21 protein-coding genes are annotated in these 18,331 nt (G+C 66.1%); 16 read left to right on the top strand and 5 right to left on the bottom strand.

The window, feature by feature from the left end:
• Window positions 1-155 precede the first annotated feature (155 nt).
• From P1K30_RS02675 to gluQRS, 4 genes are all read left to right on the top strand, one after another.
• Window positions 156-668 carry a hypothetical protein gene (locus tag P1K30_RS02675; protein ID WP_275631122.1) on the top strand — a complete coding sequence of 171 codons (513 nt, stop codon included), beginning with the start codon at window positions 156-158 and terminating at the stop codon, window positions 666-668.
• A 69-nt stretch (window positions 669-737) separates the two neighbouring features.
• Window positions 738-2,087, top strand: a complete 1,350-nt coding sequence (gene trmFO, locus P1K30_RS02670) for a methylenetetrahydrofolate--tRNA-(uracil(54)-C(5))-methyltransferase (FADH(2)-oxidizing) TrmFO (protein ID WP_275631121.1) — start codon at window positions 738-740, stop codon at window positions 2,085-2,087.
• A 75-nt stretch (window positions 2,088-2,162) separates the two neighbouring features.
• A complete protein-coding gene (locus P1K30_RS02665; RefSeq protein ID WP_275631120.1) occupies window positions 2,163-2,777 on the top strand; it encodes a class I SAM-dependent DNA methyltransferase in 615 nt (204 codons plus the stop codon).
• Window positions 2,774-3,643, top strand: coding sequence for a tRNA glutamyl-Q(34) synthetase GluQRS (gene gluQRS / locus P1K30_RS02660; RefSeq protein ID WP_275631119.1), 870 nt, complete (start codon window positions 2,774-2,776; stop codon window positions 3,641-3,643). The genes P1K30_RS02665 and gluQRS overlap by 4 nt, the downstream gene beginning before the upstream one ends.
• On the opposite strand, the gene hisI is transcribed toward gluQRS, so the two are convergent.
• Window positions 3,624-3,983, bottom strand: coding sequence for a phosphoribosyl-AMP cyclohydrolase (hisI, locus tag P1K30_RS02655; protein ID WP_275631118.1), 360 nt, complete (start codon window positions 3,981-3,983; stop codon window positions 3,624-3,626). The two genes, gluQRS and hisI, sit on opposite strands and share 20 nt — an antisense overlap.
• Before the next feature lie 66 nt (window positions 3,984-4,049).
• Between hisI and P1K30_RS02650 the strand changes: the two genes are divergently transcribed.
• A complete protein-coding gene (locus P1K30_RS02650) occupies window positions 4,050-4,499 on the top strand; it encodes an iron-sulfur cluster assembly scaffold protein (protein ID WP_275631117.1) in 450 nt (149 codons plus the stop codon).
• 80 nt (window positions 4,500-4,579) lie between these two features.
• Here the strand turns inward: P1K30_RS02650 and P1K30_RS02645 are convergent, their stop codons facing one another.
• Window positions 4,580-5,947: a class II 3-deoxy-7-phosphoheptulonate synthase gene (locus P1K30_RS02645; protein WP_275631116.1), complete on the bottom strand. Its 1,368-nt coding sequence runs from the start codon at window positions 5,945-5,947 to the stop codon at window positions 4,580-4,582.
• A 178-nt stretch (window positions 5,948-6,125) separates the two neighbouring features.
• On the opposite strand from P1K30_RS02645, the gene P1K30_RS02640 reads away from it, so the two are divergent.
• From P1K30_RS02640 to P1K30_RS02590, 11 genes are all read left to right on the top strand, one after another.
• Window positions 6,126-7,130, top strand: coding sequence for a GlxA family transcriptional regulator (locus tag P1K30_RS02640; protein ID WP_275631115.1), 1,005 nt, complete (start codon window positions 6,126-6,128; stop codon window positions 7,128-7,130).
• 162 nt (window positions 7,131-7,292) lie between these two features.
• Window positions 7,293-8,486 (top strand): ABC transporter substrate-binding protein, encoded by a 1,194-nt coding sequence (locus P1K30_RS02635; RefSeq protein ID WP_275631114.1) that lies wholly within the window; start codon window positions 7,293-7,295, stop codon window positions 8,484-8,486.
• Window positions 8,487-8,540: 54 nt separating this feature from the next.
• Window positions 8,541-9,329 (top strand): ABC transporter ATP-binding protein, encoded by a 789-nt coding sequence (locus P1K30_RS02630; protein WP_275631113.1) that lies wholly within the window; start codon window positions 8,541-8,543, stop codon window positions 9,327-9,329.
• A 22-nt stretch (window positions 9,330-9,351) separates the two neighbouring features.
• Window positions 9,352-9,891, top strand: coding sequence for a hypothetical protein (locus P1K30_RS02625; protein WP_275631112.1), 540 nt, complete (start codon window positions 9,352-9,354; stop codon window positions 9,889-9,891).
• Between the two features lie 40 nt (window positions 9,892-9,931).
• On the top strand, window positions 9,932-10,384 hold the full coding sequence (locus P1K30_RS02620) for a hypothetical protein (RefSeq protein WP_275631111.1): 453 nt from the start codon (window positions 9,932-9,934) through the stop codon (window positions 10,382-10,384).
• Window positions 10,381-11,211, top strand: coding sequence for an ABC transporter ATP-binding protein (locus tag P1K30_RS02615; protein ID WP_275631110.1), 831 nt, complete (start codon window positions 10,381-10,383; stop codon window positions 11,209-11,211). Before P1K30_RS02620 ends, P1K30_RS02615 begins: the two co-directional genes overlap by 4 nt.
• 21 nt (window positions 11,212-11,232) lie before the next feature.
• Window positions 11,233-11,613, top strand: a complete 381-nt coding sequence (locus P1K30_RS02610; protein WP_275631109.1) for a hypothetical protein — start codon at window positions 11,233-11,235, stop codon at window positions 11,611-11,613.
• On the top strand, window positions 11,610-12,059 hold the full coding sequence (locus tag P1K30_RS02605; RefSeq protein WP_275631108.1) for a hypothetical protein: 450 nt from the start codon (window positions 11,610-11,612) through the stop codon (window positions 12,057-12,059). Before P1K30_RS02610 ends, P1K30_RS02605 begins: the two co-directional genes overlap by 4 nt.
• A 226-nt stretch (window positions 12,060-12,285) precedes the next feature.
• Window positions 12,286-13,296 carry a branched-chain amino acid ABC transporter permease gene (locus P1K30_RS02600; RefSeq protein ID WP_275631107.1) on the top strand — a complete coding sequence of 337 codons (1,011 nt, stop codon included), beginning with the start codon at window positions 12,286-12,288 and terminating at the stop codon, window positions 13,294-13,296.
• Window positions 13,293-14,597, top strand: coding sequence for a branched-chain amino acid ABC transporter permease (locus P1K30_RS02595; RefSeq protein WP_275631106.1), 1,305 nt, complete (start codon window positions 13,293-13,295; stop codon window positions 14,595-14,597). The genes P1K30_RS02600 and P1K30_RS02595 overlap by 4 nt, the downstream gene beginning before the upstream one ends.
• Window positions 14,594-15,187 (top strand): nucleotidyltransferase family protein, encoded by a 594-nt coding sequence (locus tag P1K30_RS02590; protein ID WP_275631105.1) that lies wholly within the window; start codon window positions 14,594-14,596, stop codon window positions 15,185-15,187. The genes P1K30_RS02595 and P1K30_RS02590 overlap by 4 nt, the downstream gene beginning before the upstream one ends.
• Before the next feature lie 16 nt (window positions 15,188-15,203).
• On the opposite strand, the gene P1K30_RS02585 is transcribed toward P1K30_RS02590, so the two are convergent.
• From P1K30_RS02585 to P1K30_RS02575, 3 genes are all read right to left on the bottom strand, one after another.
• A complete protein-coding gene (locus P1K30_RS02585) occupies window positions 15,204-15,626 on the bottom strand; it encodes a hypothetical protein (protein WP_275631104.1) in 423 nt (140 codons plus the stop codon).
• Window positions 15,627-15,741: 115 nt separating this feature from the next.
• Window positions 15,742-16,446: a Hint domain-containing protein gene (locus P1K30_RS02580; RefSeq protein WP_338052342.1), complete on the bottom strand. Its 705-nt coding sequence runs from the start codon at window positions 16,444-16,446 to the stop codon at window positions 15,742-15,744.
• A gap of 498 nt (window positions 16,447-16,944) precedes the next feature.
• Window positions 16,945-18,216 carry a glycerate kinase type-2 family protein gene (locus P1K30_RS02575; RefSeq protein ID WP_275631103.1) on the bottom strand — a complete coding sequence of 424 codons (1,272 nt, stop codon included), beginning with the start codon at window positions 18,214-18,216 and terminating at the stop codon, window positions 16,945-16,947.
• Window positions 18,217-18,331 lie beyond the last annotated feature (115 nt).

The following is an 18,331-nucleotide window of genomic DNA, read 5'->3' as shown; positions in this document are numbered from 1 at the left end:
GGCCGTTTGCGTTTTGCCCAGATCGCGCCTGCCGCACGCAAAATTCCACGACTCGCCCCGCCCTTGCCGCAATCGCGCCGCTGCGCCGCCAAACCGCTGGTTAACCGTGCGGGGAACGGCGGATTGAACCGCCATCGGCGAACGGGAAAACGGTCATGCGAAACACTTTACCCCCTCTGCTTGGCGCAGTGCTGTCTGGCGGGGCCACGCTTGTCCGCATCCTTATCGGCGCGTTCTTCCTTGCCACCGCCGCGGCGCTTCACATCACCGAATCCGGCGCCGCCCTGCTAAGCGGCGTCATCGCCGCGCCGCTGGCGATTACCGTGACGACCGTCTACCTTGCCGTCGGCGCCTTCGCGCTGTTGTTCCGCACCGCGGTCCGGCCCGCCTGCATCCTGCTGGCGCTGTACGTCTTCGCGACCGGTGTGATCCGGCTGGCGCATTCGGGCGGCGACGTGATCCCCGTGCTGGCGCTGGACCTGACCCTTCTGGCGGCCCTGCTGATCACCACGCTGGCCGAACCCCGGCTTGTCGATGTGGTCGTCGCGCCGCGCCGCGTTGCCCCGCGCAAGGACGCGACTGCGGAACGCCCCGACCCGAACCGCACCGCCGAGAACCCGCGCAGCATCTTCCACGGCGTCTGGGACGGCAAAAAGAACGCCGCCTGACCCGGCGACGGCCCCCGATTGCGCGAATCCCGGTTTTCAAAGCCGGGATTGCGCCATATCTGGGGGCACATGAGCGAGACACTCCACATCATCGGCGGCGGCATGGCGGGCTCGGAAGCCGCTTGGCAGGCCGCGAACGCCGGCGTCGACGTCGTCATCCACGAGATGCGGCCCAAGGTCGGCACCTTCGCGCACCATACCGGCAATCTGGCCGAGATGGTCTGTTCCAACTCGTTCCGGTCGGATGACGACGAGCAGAACGCCGTGGGCCTATTGCATTGGGAAATGCGCGCCGCGAACGGGCTGATCATGGCCACCGCAGACCGCCACGCCCTGCCCGCCGGTGGCGCGCTGGCCGTTGACCGCGAGCCGTTCGCCCAAACCGTCACGGACACCCTGCGCGCGCATCCCCGCGTCACCGTCGAGGAAGGCGAGATCACCGAGCTTCCGACCGAGGGCAAGTGGATCATCGCCACCGGCCCGCTGACCTCGGGCAATCTGGCGGAATCGATCCGTGCCGAAACCGGCGCCGACGCGCTGGCCTTCTTCGACGCCATCGCCCCCATCGTCTATGCCGAAAGCATCGACATGGAAAAAGCGTGGTTCCAATCGCGCTATGACAAGGGCGAGACCGAGGAAGAGCAAAAGGCCTATCTCAACTGCCCGATGGACAAGCCCACCTACGAGGCGTTCATCGACGCGCTGATCGACTCCGACAAGACCCAGTTCCACGACGGCGAGACCGCGAAGTATTTCGACGGCTGTCTGCCGATCGAGGTGATGGCCGAGCGTGGCCGCGAAACCCTGCGCCACGGACCGATGAAGCCCGTGGGCCTGACCAACCCGCACCAGCCGGACGTGAAGCCTTGGGCCGTGGTGCAGCTGCGCCGCGACAACGCGCTGGGCACGCTGTTCAACATCGTCGGTTTCCAGACCAAGATGAAATACGGCGCGCAAGCCGATGTGTTCCGGATGATCCCCGGGCTGGAGGACGCGAAGTTCGCGCGGCTTGGCGGCATCCACCGCAACACCTTCATCAACTCGCCCACGCTGCTGGACGACCAGATGCGCCTGCGCTCGCGCCCCAACATCCGCTTCGCCGGGCAGATCACCGGTGTCGAAGGCTATGTCGAATCCTCTGCGATGGGGCTTCTGGCCGGTCGCATGGCCGCCGCCGAGATCCTTGGCCGCCCGATCACTGCCCCGCCGCACGAGACCGCGATGGGCGCCCTGATCCACCACATCACCGGCGGCGCCGAGGCGAAGACGTTCCAGCCGATGAACGTCAATTTCGGGCTGTTCCCGCCGGTCGACCTGAAAGGCGGCCGCCGCAACCGGCCGGCCCGCTACAAGGGGTACACCGACCGGGCCAAGGCCGCGTGGACCGACTGGCTGGCAGCCGCGACGGAACCCGCCTAAGGACACGGGGGCCTGGCCCGGGATTTCCCGGCAGGCCCCTGTACCATTCGCCATAAATCGCGCTATCTCAGGGGTATGAGCAAAACATACCTGGAAAAGGTCTATTCGGTGAAAAACACCGAGGAGGCGCGACAAATCTACGACGAATGGGCTGGCAGCTATGACGACGAGCTGCTGGAACAAGGCTATGCGACCCCGATGCGCGTGGCGCGCGCTCTTGCGGCGCAAATTCAGAACATGGACAAGCCCGTGTTGGACTTCGGCTGCGGCACGGGACTTTCCGGCGCGGCGCTGATCCAGAACGGGTTCACCGTCATCGACGGCACCGACCTGTCGGCCGAGATGCTGGCGCAGGCCGCCGACAAGGGCGTGTACCGCGATCTGTGGCAAACGCATCCCGGCGCAGAGCTTCCGTTCGACAGCGGCAAGTACACGGCGATCACCGCCAGCGGCGTGATCGGGTCCGGCGCCGGTCCGTCCGAGTTGCTGGAGATCCTAATGGAGGGTCTGGCCCCGCGCGGGTTGCTGGCCTTCAGCTTCAACGATCACACGCTGACCGATCCGAACTATATGGCGCCGCTGCGCGACTGGACGACCGACGGCATCGCAAGCCTTCTGTTCGAGGAACACGGCCCCCACATCCCCGGCATCGACCTTGGGTCGACGGTCTACGTGTTCGAAAAGGCGTGACCTACGTCACCCGCTTCGCCCCGTCCCCGACGGGCCCGCTGCACATCGGCCACGCCTATTCCGCGCTGACCGCCTTTCGGCGCGCGCGGGCCGAGGGCGGCAGCTTTCTGCTGCGGATCGAGGACATCGACCGCGCCCGGTCGCGGGACGAATACGAACAGCAGATCTTCGAGGACCTGCACTGGCTTGGCCTTGACTGGCCGCAGCCGGTGATGCGCCAATCCGACCGTATGCCCGCCTATCGCGCGGCGCTGGACCGGCTGATCGACATGGGCCTTTGCTATCCCTGCAACTGCACCCGGGGCGACATCCGCGCCGCGCTGTCCGCGCCGCAGGAAGGCACGCCGATCGAGGGGCCCGACGGCATCATCTATCCGGGCACCTGCCGGGGCCGATCCATGGCCGACGCCGGGCCGACCGACGCGATCCGGCTGGACATGACGCGGGCGACCGCGCATCTCGACGCCCTGCCCGCCTTCCGCGAAACCGGCCCGTTGTTCGGCGGCGTTCACCCGTTGGTGGCCAACGACCTGATCGTGCAGATCGGCGACGTGATCCTTGCGCGCAAGGACATGGGCACCTCGTATCACCTGTCGGTGGTAGTCGATGACGCGGAACAGGGCATCACAGAGGTCGTGCGCGGCGCCGACCTGTTTTCGGCGACGTGGATTCACGTTCTTCTGCAGGCGCTGCTGGGGCTGCCGATCCTGCAGTATTACCATCACGGGCTGGTGCGCGACGACACCGGCAAGCGGCTGGCAAAGCGGGACGACGCCCGGTCCATCCGCGCCTATCGCGACGACGGCCTGTCGCCCGATCAGGTGATCGAGATGGCGGGCCTGCCGGTCACACCATCGGCGACATGATCTCGGTCTCTTCGCCGTCGCGGATCGCGGTGTAGAAACAGCTGCGCCGGTTCGTGTGGCACGCCGGACCCTCCTGTTCCACCAGCGCCAGCAGGCAGTCGCGGTCGCAATCGACCCGCAGCTCCACCAGCGTCTGAACGTGGCCCGAGGTTTCTCCCTTGATCCAGAAACTCTGGCGAGAGCGGCTCCAGTAGGTCACGCGGCCGGTCTCCAAGGTCTTCGCCACGGCCTCGGCGTTCATCCACGCGACCATCAGAACCTCGCCCGTGGCGTGGTCCTGCGCCACGACGGGGATCAGCCCCTTGTCATCGAATTTAAGCGTGCTCGGATCGAACGCCATGACCGAACCCCTTTCCTCATGGATTGCGCCGCCCTATGTAGGGGGTTCAAGCCAGCAGGAAAAGCCATGAGCGACTCTGATCTTATCAAGCTGTATTCGGGCCAGATCCTTGAACTTGCAGCCGATATACCGCACCTCGGGCGCCTTGACGCGCCGCAGGCGTCGGTCAAGAAACGCTCTCCGCTGTGCGGATCGACCGTGACGGTCGATCTTGTGACCGAGGATGGTCGCATCACCGACTATGCCCAGGACGTGAAAGCCTGCGCGCTGGGACAGGCCGCGGCGTCTGTCGTCGGGCGCCAGATCATCGGCCGCACCCGCGCCGAGGTCGAGACGGCCCGCGACCAGTTGAAAGCGATGCTGAAGTCCGAAGGCCCCGTGCCCGACGCCCCGTTCGACGGGCTGGAGGTTCTGCTGCCCGCCCGCGATTTCAAGAACCGGCATGCGTCGATCATGCTGACGCTGGAAGCCGCCGCAGAGGCATTCGCCGAGGCCGACAAGGCCGCCTGCGCCTGACACCCGACTGATACCGACAAAGAAAAAGGCGCGGCCCCTGTCCGGGAACCGCGCCTTTCGATCTTTCAAAGGCCGCGAGATTACTCGGCGGCGACGCGCTGCGGTTCGCGGCGCTGGATGATTTCCTCGGCGACGAGGAAGGCCAGTTCCAGCGCCTGCGTCGCGTTCAGACGCGGGTCGCACGCGGTGTGGTAACGGTCGGACAGGTTCTCGTCCGTCACCGCCTGCACGCCGCCGGTGCACTCGGTCACGTCTTTGCCGGTCATCTCGAAATGCACGCCGCCGGGGATCGTGCCCTCGGCGTTGTGGATGTCGAAGAACTCCTGCACCTCGCGCAGCACGCTGTCGAACGGCCGGGTCTTGTAGCCGGTCGAGGACTTGATCGTGTTGCCGTGCATCGGGTCACAGGACCAGACGACATTCGCGCCTTCTTCCTGAACCGCTTTGACCAGACGCGGCAGGTGATCGCCCACCGACCCGGCGCCGAAGCGCGCGATCAGGGTCAGGCGGCCCGCCTCGTTGTTCGGGTTCAGCTTTTCCATCAGGACCTTCAGGTCGTCCACGGTGGTGGACGGGCCGCATTTCAGGCCGATGGGGTTCTGAACGCCGCGGCAGAACTCGACATGCGCGCCGTCGGGCTGACGGGTGCGGTCGCCGATCCAGATCATGTGACCCGACCCCGCGATCTGCGCGCCCGAGGTCGAATCCGTCCGGCACAGCGCCTCTTCGTATTCCAGAAGCAGCGCCTCGTGGCTGGTGTAGAAGTCGACGGTCGACATGTCCTTGTTGGTCGTGTCGGTGACACCGGCGGCCTTCATAAAGTCCAGCGTGTCCTGCAGGCGGTTGGCCAGATCGCGGTAACGCTCGGCCTCGTCGCTTTCGGTAAAGCCCAGCGTCCACGCGTGCACGCGGTGCACGTCGGCGAAACCACCGGTCGAGAACGCCCGCAGCAGGTTCAGCGAGGCCGCAGCCTGCGTGTAGGCCTGCAGCATCCGGTTCGGATCGGGGATCCGCGCGTCCGGAGTGAAGTCGAACCCGTTGATGATGTCGCCGCGATAGCTGGGCAGCTCGACACCGCCGACCGTCTCGGTCGGGGCCGAACGGGGCTTGGCGAACTGGCCGGCCATGCGGCCGACTTTGACCACGGGCACCTTGGCGCCGAAGGTCAGAACCATCGCCATTTGCAGCAGCACCTTGAAGGTGTCGCGAATGTTGTCTGCCGAGAACTCGTTAAAGCTTTCCGCGCAGTCCCCGCCCTGCAGAAGAAACGCCTCGCCGCGCGAGACCGCGGCAAGCTTCTCGCGCATACGACGGCATTCCCCGGCAAAGACGAGCGGCGGATACTTGGCCAGCTGCGCCTCGACGGCCTTCAGCGCGGCTTGATCCGTATACTCGGGCATCTGGACCCGAGGCTTCGCGCGCCATCCAGACTTGTCCCAATTGCTCATGTCTTCCTCCGACGTGTGCCTTTAAAGGTGCCCCCGTATAAAGGCAGACGCCTTACGTTGGAACCGGGAATGTGCGCCCATTTCCGACGCATCATGACGTTTTTTGTGCAGGGGCTATCTTGCGCGCCCCCGGCAAAGCTGGTTCCGTTGCGCGACGAACGAGCCAGGATCAGCGGACATGGAGCCGAGTCGCCAGATTGTCGAAGTCGAGGATACCGGGCAGAAGCCCCGGCGGTTCGTCTTCGTTCTTCTCGATAACTTCACGATGCTTTGCTTTTCCTGCGCGGTGGAATCCTTGCGCATCGCGAACCTCATGGCGGGCCGGACCCTGTACGAGTGGAAGATCATCGGCGAAGGCGGTGATTTCGCGACAAGCTCTTCCGGTGCGCAGTTCAAGCTGGACTCTGACCTAGACGAGCTGTTGCGCGACGACACGATCCTTGTGTGCGGTGGCATCGCGGTGCAGGCCGCCTCGACCCGGAAGATGCTGAACTGGCTGCGGCGCGAGGCCCGGCGCGGGGCGACGGTGGGCGGGCTGTGCACCGCCGGGTACACCCTTGCCAAGGCCGGTCTGCTGGACGGCAAACGCGCGACGATCCACTGGGAAAACCAAGACAGCTTCGCCGAAGAGTTCGACGAGGTCGAACTGACCAAGTCGGTCTTCGTGATGGACGGCAACCGCCTGACCACGGCGGGCGGCACATCGTCGATCGACCTGATGCTGAAGATCATCGCCCGCGACCACGGCGAGGAACTCGCGAACGCGGTGGCGGACCAGCTGATCTACACCACGATCCGGACCGATCAGGACACTCAGCGGCTTTCGGTGCCGACCCGCATCGGCGTGCGGCACCCCAAGCTGAGCCAAGTGATCCACATGATGGAAAAGAACATCGAAGAGCCGATCAGCCCGGCGACGCTGGCCCGCGATGTCGGCATGTCGACGCGCCAGCTTGAACGGCTGTTCCGCCGCTATCTGAACCGCTCGCCCAAGCGGTACTATATGGAGCTGCGGTTGCAGAAGGCGCGGAACCTGCTGATGCAGACCGACATGAGCGTGATCAACGTGGCGCTGGCCTGCGGCTTCGCCAGCCCGTCGCATTTCTCGAAATGCTACCGCGCCCATTACAGCACCACCCCCTACCGCGAGCGGGGAAGCCAGTCGTCTCAGGCCCCGGCCTAAGCCCGCTCCAGCACCTGCTGAACGGCCATAAACCCGCGTTATTCCAATTCATTGCGCGATGTTCCGCAGGTGCGGGCATGGGGCCGCGCGGGTCCCCTTTTCTTTTGCGCGGCGCCGTCCTACGCTGCCCGCCACAAGACGTATGCTCACAGGGAGAGTTACATGAAAAAGCTGCTTATGGCCTCGGCCGCGATCGCGGCGATGTCGGCGGGAGGAGCGCAGGCGCAGGACGGGCCGGTCAAGATCGGCATCATCCTGGGCTTCACGGGTCCGATTGAATCGCTGACCCCGCAAATGGCCGACAGCGCCGAGCTTGCGCTGACCGAAATCAACGATGCGGGCGGCATCCTCGATGGCGTGATGCTTGAGCCGGTGCGCGCCGACTCGACCTGCATCGACAGCGCCGCCGCGACCGCCGCCGCCGAGCGTCTGGTGACCTCGGAAGGCGTCGTCGGCATCATGGGCGCCGACTGTTCCGGCGTGACCGGCGCGGTGCTGGCCAACGTGGCGGTGCCGAACGGCATCCCGATGGTGTCGCCATCGGCAACCTCGCCCGCCCTGTCGACTGCCGAAGACAACGACCTGTTCTTCCGCACCGCCCCGTCCGACGCACGTCAGGGAGAGGTTCTGGCCGACATTCTGGCGTCCAAGGGCATCACTTCGGTCGCCGTGACCTATACCAACAACGACTACGGCAAGGGCCTGTCGGACAGCTTCATCGCGGCCTTCGAGGCTGGCGGCGGCAGCGTCACCGCCAACGTCCCGCACGAAGACGGCAAGGCCGACTACTCGGCTGAAGTCGGCACGCTGGCCTCTGCCGGCGGTGACCTGCTGGTGGTGCTGGGCTATGCCGATCAGGGCGGCAAAGGCATCATCCAGTCCGCCGTCGACACCGGCGCCTTCGATACCTTCATGATGGGCGACGGCATGTATGCCGATGCGCTTCTCGCCGACTTGGGCGACATGATGGAAGGCTCGTTCGGCGCCGTGCCGTGGTCCGAGGGCGAAGGCACCGAGGCCTTCGTGTCGATCACCGAGGCCGCCGGCATCAACGGCGAAAGCTCGTTCACCCGCGAAAGCTATGACGCCGCCGCCCTTCTGGCGCTGGCGATGGCTGCCGGGGGCGAGGCCACCAGCGCCGCCGCCGCCGCCAACATTCTCGACGTGGCGAACGCACCGGGCGAGCCGATCCTGCCAGGCGAGCTGGGCAAGGCGCTGGAGATCCTCGCCGAGGGTGGCGACATCGACTATGTCGGCGCGACCAACGTCGAGCTGATCGGACCGGGCGAAGCCGCCGGCACGTACCGCGAGTACGTGATCGAAGGCAGCGCCTATTCCACCGTCGAATTCCGCTGATTTGACTGGCGCGGTCCGGACCTGTCCGGGCCGCGCATCCACGGGACAGACCGCATGATCGTCGTCGAAGACCTGCACAAGCATTTCGGGGGCTTCCATGCCGTCGACGGAGCCTCACTTGAGATTCGCGAGGGCTCCATCACCGGACTCGTTGGACCCAACGGCGCCGGAAAGACCACCCTTTTCAACGTGATCGCGGGCGTCCTTGAACCGACGTCAGGCCGCGTCCTGATGGGCGGCGAGGACATCACCGGCCTTCCGCCGCACGACCTGTTCGCCAAGGGCCTGCTGCGCACATTCCAGATCGCGCACGAGTTTTCGTCCATGACGGTGCGCGAAAATCTTATGATGGTGCCCGGAAATCAAGCAGGCGAGACGCTTTGGAACGCATGGTTCAACCGCGGCGCGGTGGCGCAGGAAGAGCGTGAGCTTGCCAAGAAAGCCGACGAAGTCCTTGAATTTCTTACCATAGACCACCTTGCGGACGAGAAGGCAGGCAACCTGTCCGGCGGACAGAAAAAGTTGCTAGAGCTGGGCAGAACCATGATGGTGGACGCACGGATCGTGTTTCTCGACGAAGTCGGCGCCGGCGTGAACCGGACCCTTCTGAACACAATCGGTGACGCGATCCTGCGGCTCAACAAAGAGCGTGGCTACACGTTCTGCATGATCGAGCACGACATGGACTTCATCGGGCGGCTTTGCGACCCGGTGATCGTGATGGCCGAGGGCCGGGTACTGGCCGAAGGCAAGATCGAAGAGATCAAAGCAAACGAGCAGGTGATCGAGGCGTACCTTGGCACCGGGCTTAAGAACAAGACGGCGGCCCCCGCGTCGCCGTGACAGGCAAGGAAAAGGGGCACGCATGACTTTCACGACGATCCGCGCCGCGGCGCTATGTCTTTTTGCACTCACCGGTCCGGCGCTGGCGGGCGATGACGACTGCGCGCAGGTGCATTCGAAACTGACCTTCTGCGGCGGCGAACAGGTCTGGTCGCCGATGGAGGCCGGAAAGGCCGAGGGCGTGGCGATGTTCCGCAACTCGGGTGAAAGCTTCGGCAAGGTCATCGTCGAGAAGGTCACGCCCGGCCAAGTCTCGCGCGAGCAGATCGAGAACGCGATCCTGACCGACCTTGTGATCAAGCAGGGCGACGAGGACGGGCGGTTCACCGTCGACAGCCTTGACGGCGGCAAGGTCGATGGCGAGATCGCCGGGAACCTGTCCTATTCCATTCCCGGGCGGACGAAACCGCTCAACCTGCTGCATTCCTATCTCGTTCGCGGCGATTTGCTGATACAGTTCATCACGATCACTGCAAACGGCATCGGGGATGGCAATGCGCGCAACCTGCACAAGGACTTCCTCGGCAGCTTCCGCATCACGGCGGACGCACCGCTTCTTTAACCTTTTCGGAACCGCTTTTCTGGCGCTTGCGGCCGCACCCGTGGCCGCCGCCGAATGCACGGACATCGTCGGCGGGGTCGCGTTCTGCCCCGACGGGACCGTTTGGGCCGACCTGACCCCGATGCACCCCGAAGGACCACGCAAGCTGATCTGGGAAACCGCCGATCTTGATCTGGTCGTCGCCAAAGTCCCCGACACGCCCGAAAATACCGCCACGCTTGGCCCGGCGGATCTTGCCGGCCTGATCGACGACATGGCCCCGCCCGCCGACGGGTCCGAGGAACTGGGGCGCTTCGCCCTTGTCGACGGGTTCCCCGCATTTTCCCGCGCAACACGACAGCCGGACAACGGCCTGGTCGAGATGGTGTCGCTTCATGCGCTGGGCGGCACGATCGTGTCGGTCCGCACCGTCGCGCAGGCAGAGCGATTGACACAGGACCACGCCTTGCGGCACGAACAGGCGCTGAAGTCGATCGTGGAGACCGGATTGTGAACCAGAATACGTGGCAGGATGACCGCGGCAACCGGGACAGGTCCATCACCAACCCGGCTCCGCAAGGCGACATGAAGCCGGGTGAATACTCGGGCCACGCCAAACCCGGCGCCGCCGGAGAACCGTTCCTGATCGGCGATGCCATGACCGGCGGGTACGGCGGCGGGGCGGACATTCTGCACGATTGCACCATCGCCGTGGACAAGGGCGAGATCGCGGTGATCGTCGGTCCCAACGGCGCGGGCAAGTCCACCGCCATGAAGGCCGTGTTCGGGATGCTGGACCTGCGCGGCGGCGATGTGCGGCTGGACGGCGAAAGCATCGCCACCCTGACGCCGCAGGCCCGGGTCGCCAAGGGCATGGGCTTCGTGCCGCAGACCAACAATGTTTTCACCTCGCTGTCGGTCGAGGAAAACCTCGAGATGGGTGCGTTCCTGCGCCGCGACGATATCCGCGAGACGATGGATCAGGTCTATGACCTGTTCCCGATCCTGAAGGACAAACGCCGCCAGAACGCGGGCGAACTGTCCGGTGGCCAGCGCCAGCAGGTCGCCGTGGGCCGTGCGCTGATGACCCGGCCCAAGGTGCTGATGCTGGACGAACCGACGGCTGGCGTCTCTCCCATCGTGATGGACGAACTGTTCGACCGCATCATCGAGGTGGCGCGCACCGGCATTTCCATCCTGATGGTGGAACAGAACGCCCGACAGGCGCTGGAGATCGCCGACAAGGGCTATGTGCTGGTGCAGGGCGCCAACCGCTTTACCGACACCGGCGAGGCGCTGCTGAACGACCCAGAGGTCCGGCGCAGCTTCCTTGGCGGCTAGGCCATAATCCGGGAGTATTCCATGTCACGTCCAACCCGCACCCGTTCGGGCGCCGTCCTGTCGATGCTGTGTGCTGCGGCCCTGCCCGCCGCGGCCCAGGCCGAGGGGTCCGTCTTCGAGGTTTCCTGCACCGCCGCCACCCTGTGCGACGCCGCGGGCGCCTGCGCGGCCGACGCCACCGCGCTGGAGTTTACCGTCGCGCCCGTGTCGCAGGACGGCAGCCTGCGCACGTTCGAGGTGGTGATGGACGGCGAAACCTTCGAGGCCCGGCAGGACGGCGTACAGGGCCCGTTCGTTTGGGACGACAAGGTGCTGGTGCCGATGGGCGGCCAAAGCGCCCTGCTGGTGCGGCAGTCGGACACGCCCGACGCGCTGTTTCTAACCTGCGACGGGCTTGGATGAAGCTGGCGGGGATTGCCCTTGTCGGCGCGATCGTGCTGGTGTTCGCCGCCGTGCTGTTGCGAAGCCCGCCCGATGGGCCCGATGCGCCCCGCGTGGCCTTGGTGGCGCGGTGCGACTGGACCGCGTATTGCCGCGCCGGAGATTGCGACACGACGCCCCTGCCCGCCTTCCGCATCCTGCGCAACGGCGACTACGGGCGCACCTATCTTGGGTTCGACGGCGACGAAGGAATGCCGCAGGTCAGCGTCGCGCTATCCGATGACGGCACACGGCAGATGTCGCTGTCTGCGGGCACCGATGCCGACGGGGTCGAGACCTTCCACGTCTGGACCCTGCACCCCGACGGCAGCTTCGACTATCGCCTCAGCGCGCGGCTGATCTCCAACCCTGCCATCGACACCGGCGCCGGGCAATGCGGCCCGTTCGAAGAAAGCGAGGCCGCGTGAGCGTCCGGGACGCCATTTCGCTGGACGTGGCGCCGCTGGCGGCTGACACTGGCTGGAACGGCGCGCGGAGGCCCGTTGCGGGGCGCCCGGTGCAGGACGCCAGTAGGACGCCAGTGCGGCGCGGTCGCAACGCGGGGCGCATTTTGGGGCTTGGGGGGTGGCGAAGCCGCCGCGTTTCGGGCTTGCAGGGAGACTGACATGAGACTGGTGCAAAGAGCCCGCTGACATGGATCTGCTGAACGCGCTTGTCGCGCTGACCAACTTCGTGATCATCCCGGCGACCGCCTACGGGGCGCAGTTGGCGCTGGGCGCCTTGGGCGTGACCCTGATCTACGGCATCCTGCGGTTCTCGAACTTCGCCCACGGCGACACGATGGCCTTCGGGGCGATGGTGACGATCCTGCTGACGTGGGTGTTGCAGGGGCTGGGCGTCTCGCTGGGGCCTATTCCGACCGCGCTTCTGGCGCTGCCGTTCGGGATCGCGGTGACCGCGCTGTTGCTGCTGGGAACCGACCGTATCGTCTATGCCTTCTACCGCGAACAACGCGCCAAGCCGGTGGTGCTGGTGATCGTGTCGATGGGCGTCATGTTCATGATGAACGGGCTGGTCCGCTTCATCATTGGCCCCGACGATCAGCGGTTCGACGACGGCGCACGGTTCATCATCAGCGCCCGGACCTTCCGCGAGATGACCGGGCTGGACGAGGGGCTGGTGTTTCGCACAAGTCAGGGCCTGACGATCGTCACGGCGGTGATCGTCTGTGCGCTGCTGTTCTGGTTCCTGAACCACACCCGCACCGGCAAATCGATGCGCGCCTATTCCGACAACGAGGATCTGGCCCTGCTGTCCGGCATCAACCCCGAGCGCGTGGTCGCGATCACGTGGATCATCGTGGCGGCGCTGGCGACGGTGGCGGGCGTGCTGTACGGGCTGGACAAGACCTTCAAGCCGTTCACCTACTTCCAGCTTCTGCTGCCGATCTTCGCCTCGGCCATCGTCGGCGGGCTCGGCTCGCCCTTGGGGGCCATCGTCGGCGGGTTCGTCATCGCGTTCTCCGAGGTGATGATCACCTACGCATGGAAGAAGGTGATCACCTATGCCTGGCCCGGTGACTGGTCGCCCGACGGGCTGGTTCAGTTGCTGTCGACCGACTACAAGTTCGCGGTCAGCTTCGTGATCCTCGTTATCGTGCTGCTGTTCCGTCCCACCGGCATCTTCAAGGGGAAATCGGTATGACCCCGAACACGCGCGCCGTGCTTCTGTTCGCCCTTGTCTTCGGGCTGATCCTTCTGTCCGGCTTCGAGCGCAGCTGGAACGTTGCGCTTGGCATCGTGAACATGGGGCTGATCAGCGCCATCATGGCGCTGGGCGTGAACATGCAGTGGGGCTATGCCGGACTGTTCAACATCGGCGTCATGGGCTTCGTCGCGCTGGGAGGGCTGGCCGCCGTGCTGGTCGGAATGCCCCCGGTGGCCGAGGCATGGTCGGCCGGTGGCCTGCGCCTGCTGGCCGGGCTGGCGCTGGGTGCGGCCACCGTCGCGGCGGCCATCCTGTCGTGGAAGCGCATGGCCAAGGGCCGCGCCCGCGCGCTGGCCGTGGCGGCGATCCTTGTGGTCGGGTTCTTCGTTTTCCGCGCCGTGTTCGATCCCGCCGTTTCGGCAGTCGAGGCGATCAATCCCGCCGCCACAGGCTATCTGGGCGGGCTGGGCCTGCCGGTGCTGGTGGCGTGGCCCGTGGGTGGCCTGCTGGCCGCCGGTGCCGCTTGGGCGATCGGCAAGACGGCCCTTGGCCTGCGGTCGGATTATCTTGCCATCGCGACGCTGGGCATCGCCGAGATCATCATCGCGGTCCTGAAGAACGAGGACTGGCTGGGCCGGGGCGTGAAGAACGTCATCGGCCTGCCGCGCCCGGTCCCCTACGAGGTCGACCTGCAGAACTCGGAAGGCTTCGTCGCACGGATGACCGCGTGGGGCTTCGACCCGGTGGCGGCGTCGTCGATCACCGTGAAGCTGGCCTATGCCGGGCTGTTCGTGGTGGTGCTGGCGATCCTGCTGTGGCTGTCGCAGAAGGCGCTGAATTCGCCGTGGGGCCGGATGATGCGGGCGATCCGAGACAACGAGACCGCCGCCGAGGCGATGGGGAAAGACGTCACCAAGCGGCACCTGCAGATCTTCATCCTCGGGTCCGCCGTCTGCGGCATCGCGGGCGCGATGATGACCACGCTGGACGGACAGCTGACCCCCGGCACCTACCAGCCGCTGCGGTTCACCTTCCTTGTCTGGGTGATGGTGATCGTCGGCGGGTCCGGCAACAACTTTGGCTCGGTGCTGGGCGGCTTCCTTGTCTGGTACCTGTGGGTCGAGGTCGAACCCCGTGGCCGCGAGCTGATGGAATTCGTTACCGCCGGGATGGCCGACGGCAGCTGGCTGAAATCGCACCTGCTGGATTCGGCGGCCCACATGCGGCTGTTCATCATGGGGCTGATCCTTGTGCTGGTCCTGCGGTTCAGCCCGCGCGGATTGATCCCGGAGCGATGATCCCGCTGACCATCCTGCTGTTTGCGGCTGGGTCGTCCTCTCGGATGAAGGGGCGCGACAAGCTGCTGGAGCGGATCGGCGACGAAACCCTTCTGAAACGCAGCGCGCGGCGTGCGGTGGCCACCGGCCTGCCGGTGATCGCCTTGCTGCCGCCGCCGCCCACGCCACGCGCGGCCGAACTTGACGGGCTGGTCGGAACGCGGGTGACGGTGCCTGACGCATCGGACGGGATGTCACGATCCATCGCCGCCGGGCTGGGCGCCCTGCCGGACAGCGCGCTGGGTGCGATGATGGTCATGGCGGACATGCCCGATCTTGAAACAGGCGACCTGCTGACGCTGGCCAGCCGCTTCGACGCGCTGGGCGGCGATACGGTGGTGCGCGCCGCCGGGGCCGACGGCACGCCGGGCTCGCCCGCGCTGGTGCCACGCAGGCTGTTCGCCGCTTTGCGGTCGCTGGATGGCGACACCGGCGGGCGCGACGTGCTGAAACGCGAGGCGCAGGACATCCTGCCCCTGCCCGGCCGCCACGCCCTGACAGACCTCGACACGCCCGAGGACTGGGCCGCGTGGCGCGCGCGGAACCGTTAGCGGGTCAGGATCAGGCTTAGGGTCGACGCAGGCGCGCGTGCATCGCGCGGGCATACAGGAAGAACAGGAAGGCCAGCACGATGGCCGCGCCAAGCAGCCACAGGCTGCGGTCTCCCATGACCGTGGACACCGACGGATCGCGCAGGACTTCCATCGCCACCGCCACAACGACCCACGCCAGGAAGGACAGCGCAAAGAATGCGCCGGTCGCCATGCGCGACACCAGCAGGATCGACGCAAGGACCCCGGTGCCGACCGCGATGGCCCAGACAATCAGAACCCAATACGGGGTCGCCGCGTACCAAGCCGCCTGTTCCGGCGTCATCCAAGACATGTAGATCGGGGCCTTCAGCAGCAGCCCTAGGAAATCGCCCAACAGAAGCAGGTTCCACAGAACCGCGATTGCCGAAACCGGAAGATGGTGCCACGCCCGTGCCATAGGTGCCCCTTGCCTTGATGCTCTGCCGGTGAATGTGGCGCGGTGACCGGGGGCTGTCCAGTGCAGGGGCGAAAGAAGCCTGCTGGCCTAGGTCCTAGGGCCCGGCGAAGCGCGGTCAGGAATGCAGGCGGCGCGCCTCTGTCGGGGTCAGGACACGGCGCGCGGCCAGATACCCCGCCTGCCCGCTCGATCCGCGAAGCTCCGGGAAAAGCTGGAAGATTTCCTGCCGCTGCGCGGTGCCGATCCCCCGAAGCGAGGTGTCCGCCGGCTGGAAGCTTTCCGACCACGCACCGTCGGACAGCACGACCTCGTGCCGTTCGAACATGAAATGGATGTAGGTCACCTGATCCTGCTGCGCCTGATGGACGCCACGGTTGTTGATCAGGTGCTTGGCGGCGCACAGCACCTCGCGTTCCTCGAAATACAGCGCCGTGACCTCGGACGCGACCAGCAGACGGTGGTTCGGGCTGAGATGCATGTCTCGCGCCGGCAGGTCGTTGCCAAGCGCGCCCTTGCGGACCAGCACCGGCTGCAGGTGCGGCTTCGCCGCCATGTCGTCTGCGTCCAGAGTGCGCGAACCAAGCCAGCGGATCTCTTGAAAGCCATTGTCGCGGGTCATCACGCGGTCGCCGACCTTCAGATCCTCGACCGGGACCGGGCCGGCGATGGTCGCGATCAGGGTGCCCGGCGTGAAGCACGGTGTTTCCGACATGCTGTCCATTCCCGCCCGGCGCGCGGGATCCGACGGCGCACGCGGGGCGCGGTCGGTGTCACGGTCCTCGCGGGCCGCGCGCGGCAAATTCACGTCGTCGAACGTCATGTACGGATCCCTCTGCGCCGTTGCCCGGCAATGCGGACGGCGCCCCTTCGTCGAAGCTTCTGACACCAAGCTAGCGGGCGAAACCGGCCCAGCGGAAGATGAATGTGTCGGGATTGGGGCAGATTGCGGCCATTCCGGGGCCGGATTCTCGTTCGTTTTCAAAACCCTTCACACGCATGAGTTGTGCACGTGGGCTTCTAACGCAGCACGCCGTGCCACGTCGGCACCCCGTCCCGCGACAATTCACGGTCTCTAGGGGCCTGCAAATTCTGGAAAATCCAAACTGCGTTAAGCAGTTTTCGGCGGGCGGGACGCACAGGCGACGACTGATTTGGTTAAACGCCCCGCCGCCAGCGTCGAGCCTGCCACACCTTTGCCGCATTCGATGTCAGGCGCGCGGGTATTGTTCTTGAAAACGACGCTATCCGGGTTCCGCTTCGCGCACTGTCTCTGAAACGGCGCGCAACGAATTGATATGGCGTCCGAATCAGATCCGCATCAGCGGATCAGGATGGCCCGGAAATCGTTCACGTTGGTGCCGGTCGGACCCGGAACGAACAGCTCTCCCACCGCATCGAACGCGCCCCATGCGTCATGCGCCGCCAATGCCTCGTCCGGGGCAAAGCCCACCGCCCGCATCCGCGCGGCGGTGTTGCCGGTGGCGAAGGCACCCGCGTTGTCTTCGGACCCGTCGATGCCGTCGGTGTCGGCGGCCAGCGCCGCCAAACCGTCAATCCCGTCGACCTCTAGCAGCCACGACAGCAGGAACTCGGTGTTGCGTCCGCCGCGCCCGCCCTTCGCGCCGCCCAGCGTCACCGTCGTCTCGCCGCCCGACAACAGCACTACGGGCCGTTTGAAAGGCCGGTCGCGCAGCCGCACCTCGCGCGACAGCGCGGCGATCAGCTTGCCGACCTCGCGGGATTCGCCCTCGATTGCATCCGACAGGATCGCGGCGGTCACGCCTTCGGCATCGGCCACCGCGCCGGCAGCCTCCAGCGAGCGCGCGGCAGAGGCGATGACGTGCACCTCGTTGCGGGCAAAGATCGGGTCGTCGAGCTTCGGCGCGTCCTCGTCCGCCGCGTCCAGAAAGGCCGCAACGCGCGGCGGCAGCGTAATCCCGTGCGATTTCACCAGCCGCATGGCCGAGGCGCGGTCTTGGGCGCAGGGCACGGTCGGCCCCGACGCGACCTGCGCCGGGTCGTCGCCGGGCACGTCCGACACGATCAGGCTGACCACCTTGGCGGGATAGGCCGCTGCGGCCAGCCGCCCGCCCTTGATGCCGCTGACCTGCTTGCGGATCGCGTTCATCGCCGAGATCGGCGCGCCCGAGGCCAGCAGAACCTCGTTCAGGGCCGCCTCGTCCTCTAGCGTCAAGTCGCCCGGAGGCGCCGGAAGCAGGGCCGAGCCGCCGCCGCACACCAGCGCGACGACAAGGTCGTCCTCGGTCAGACCATCGACGGCCGCCAGCAGCGCCTGCGCCGCCTGCAACCCGGCATCATCCGGCACAGGGTGCGCGGCTTCCATGACTTTCAAGGACTTGCATGGCGCGGCATAGCCGTAACGGGTGACGATCACGCCATCGACGGGGCCGTCCCAAAGCTCTTCGAAGGCCGCCGCCATCTGCGCCGCACCCTTGCCCGCCCCGATCACCACCGTTCGGCCACGGGGCTTGTCGGGCAGGAAATCGGCCATGGCCTGTTTCGGATCGGCCGCCGCAACGGCGGCGTCGAACATGCGGGTCAGAAGATCGCGGTCTGCATCGGAAATCATGCCCCGAAATGAGCATGGTTCCGGCGCGACGTCACGCCGAAACTGCCCCCCGCAGCCGCGAAACACCGCGACGCGCAGGAACGCCCCGCGTTTGCGCAGGATCGCAGGCGGTTCG

Origin of the sequence: Psychromarinibacter halotolerans, assembly GCF_029168315.1 — a bacterium.
In the GTDB taxonomy this organism is placed as follows: domain Bacteria; phylum Pseudomonadota; class Alphaproteobacteria; order Rhodobacterales; family Rhodobacteraceae; genus Psychromarinibacter; species Psychromarinibacter halotolerans.
The sequence above is the reverse complement of the archived record's forward strand: the minus strand, read 5'-3'. Positions and strand labels throughout refer to the sequence as shown.

Bases quoted from the DNA above. Each gene is read 5' to 3' on its own strand.
- P1K30_RS02675 (WP_275631122.1), top strand. From the start codon at position 156: ATGCGAAACACTTTACCCCCTCTGCTTGGCGCAGTGCTGTCTGGCGGG.
- trmFO (WP_275631121.1), top strand. From the start codon at position 738: ATGAGCGAGACACTCCACATCATCGGCGGCGGCATGGCGGGCTCGGAA.
- P1K30_RS02665 (WP_275631120.1), top strand. From the start codon at position 2,163: ATGAGCAAAACATACCTGGAAAAGGTCTATTCGGTGAAAAACACCGAG.
- hisI (WP_275631118.1), bottom strand. From the start codon at position 3,983: ATGGCGTTCGATCCGAGCACGCTTAAATTCGATGACAAGGGGCTGATC.
- P1K30_RS02650 (WP_275631117.1), top strand. From the start codon at position 4,050: ATGAGCGACTCTGATCTTATCAAGCTGTATTCGGGCCAGATCCTTGAA.
- P1K30_RS02645 (WP_275631116.1), bottom strand. From the start codon at position 5,947: ATGAGCAATTGGGACAAGTCTGGATGGCGCGCGAAGCCTCGGGTCCAG.
- P1K30_RS02640 (WP_275631115.1), top strand. From the start codon at position 6,126: ATGGAGCCGAGTCGCCAGATTGTCGAAGTCGAGGATACCGGGCAGAAG.
- P1K30_RS02635 (WP_275631114.1), top strand. From the start codon at position 7,293: ATGAAAAAGCTGCTTATGGCCTCGGCCGCGATCGCGGCGATGTCGGCG.
- P1K30_RS02630 (WP_275631113.1), top strand. From the start codon at position 8,541: ATGATCGTCGTCGAAGACCTGCACAAGCATTTCGGGGGCTTCCATGCC.
- P1K30_RS02625 (WP_275631112.1), top strand. From the start codon at position 9,352: ATGACTTTCACGACGATCCGCGCCGCGGCGCTATGTCTTTTTGCACTC.
- P1K30_RS02610 (WP_275631109.1), top strand. From the start codon at position 11,233: ATGTCACGTCCAACCCGCACCCGTTCGGGCGCCGTCCTGTCGATGCTG.
- P1K30_RS02605 (WP_275631108.1), top strand. From the start codon at position 11,610: ATGAAGCTGGCGGGGATTGCCCTTGTCGGCGCGATCGTGCTGGTGTTC.
- P1K30_RS02600 (WP_275631107.1), top strand. From the start codon at position 12,286: ATGGATCTGCTGAACGCGCTTGTCGCGCTGACCAACTTCGTGATCATC.
- P1K30_RS02595 (WP_275631106.1), top strand. From the start codon at position 13,293: ATGACCCCGAACACGCGCGCCGTGCTTCTGTTCGCCCTTGTCTTCGGG.
- P1K30_RS02590 (WP_275631105.1), top strand. From the start codon at position 14,594: ATGATCCCGCTGACCATCCTGCTGTTTGCGGCTGGGTCGTCCTCTCGG.
- P1K30_RS02585 (WP_275631104.1), bottom strand. From the start codon at position 15,626: ATGGCACGGGCGTGGCACCATCTTCCGGTTTCGGCAATCGCGGTTCTG.
- P1K30_RS02580 (WP_338052342.1), bottom strand. From the start codon at position 16,446: ATGACGTTCGACGACGTGAATTTGCCGCGCGCGGCCCGCGAGGACCGT.
- P1K30_RS02575 (WP_275631103.1), bottom strand. From the start codon at position 18,216: ATGATTTCCGATGCAGACCGCGATCTTCTGACCCGCATGTTCGACGCC.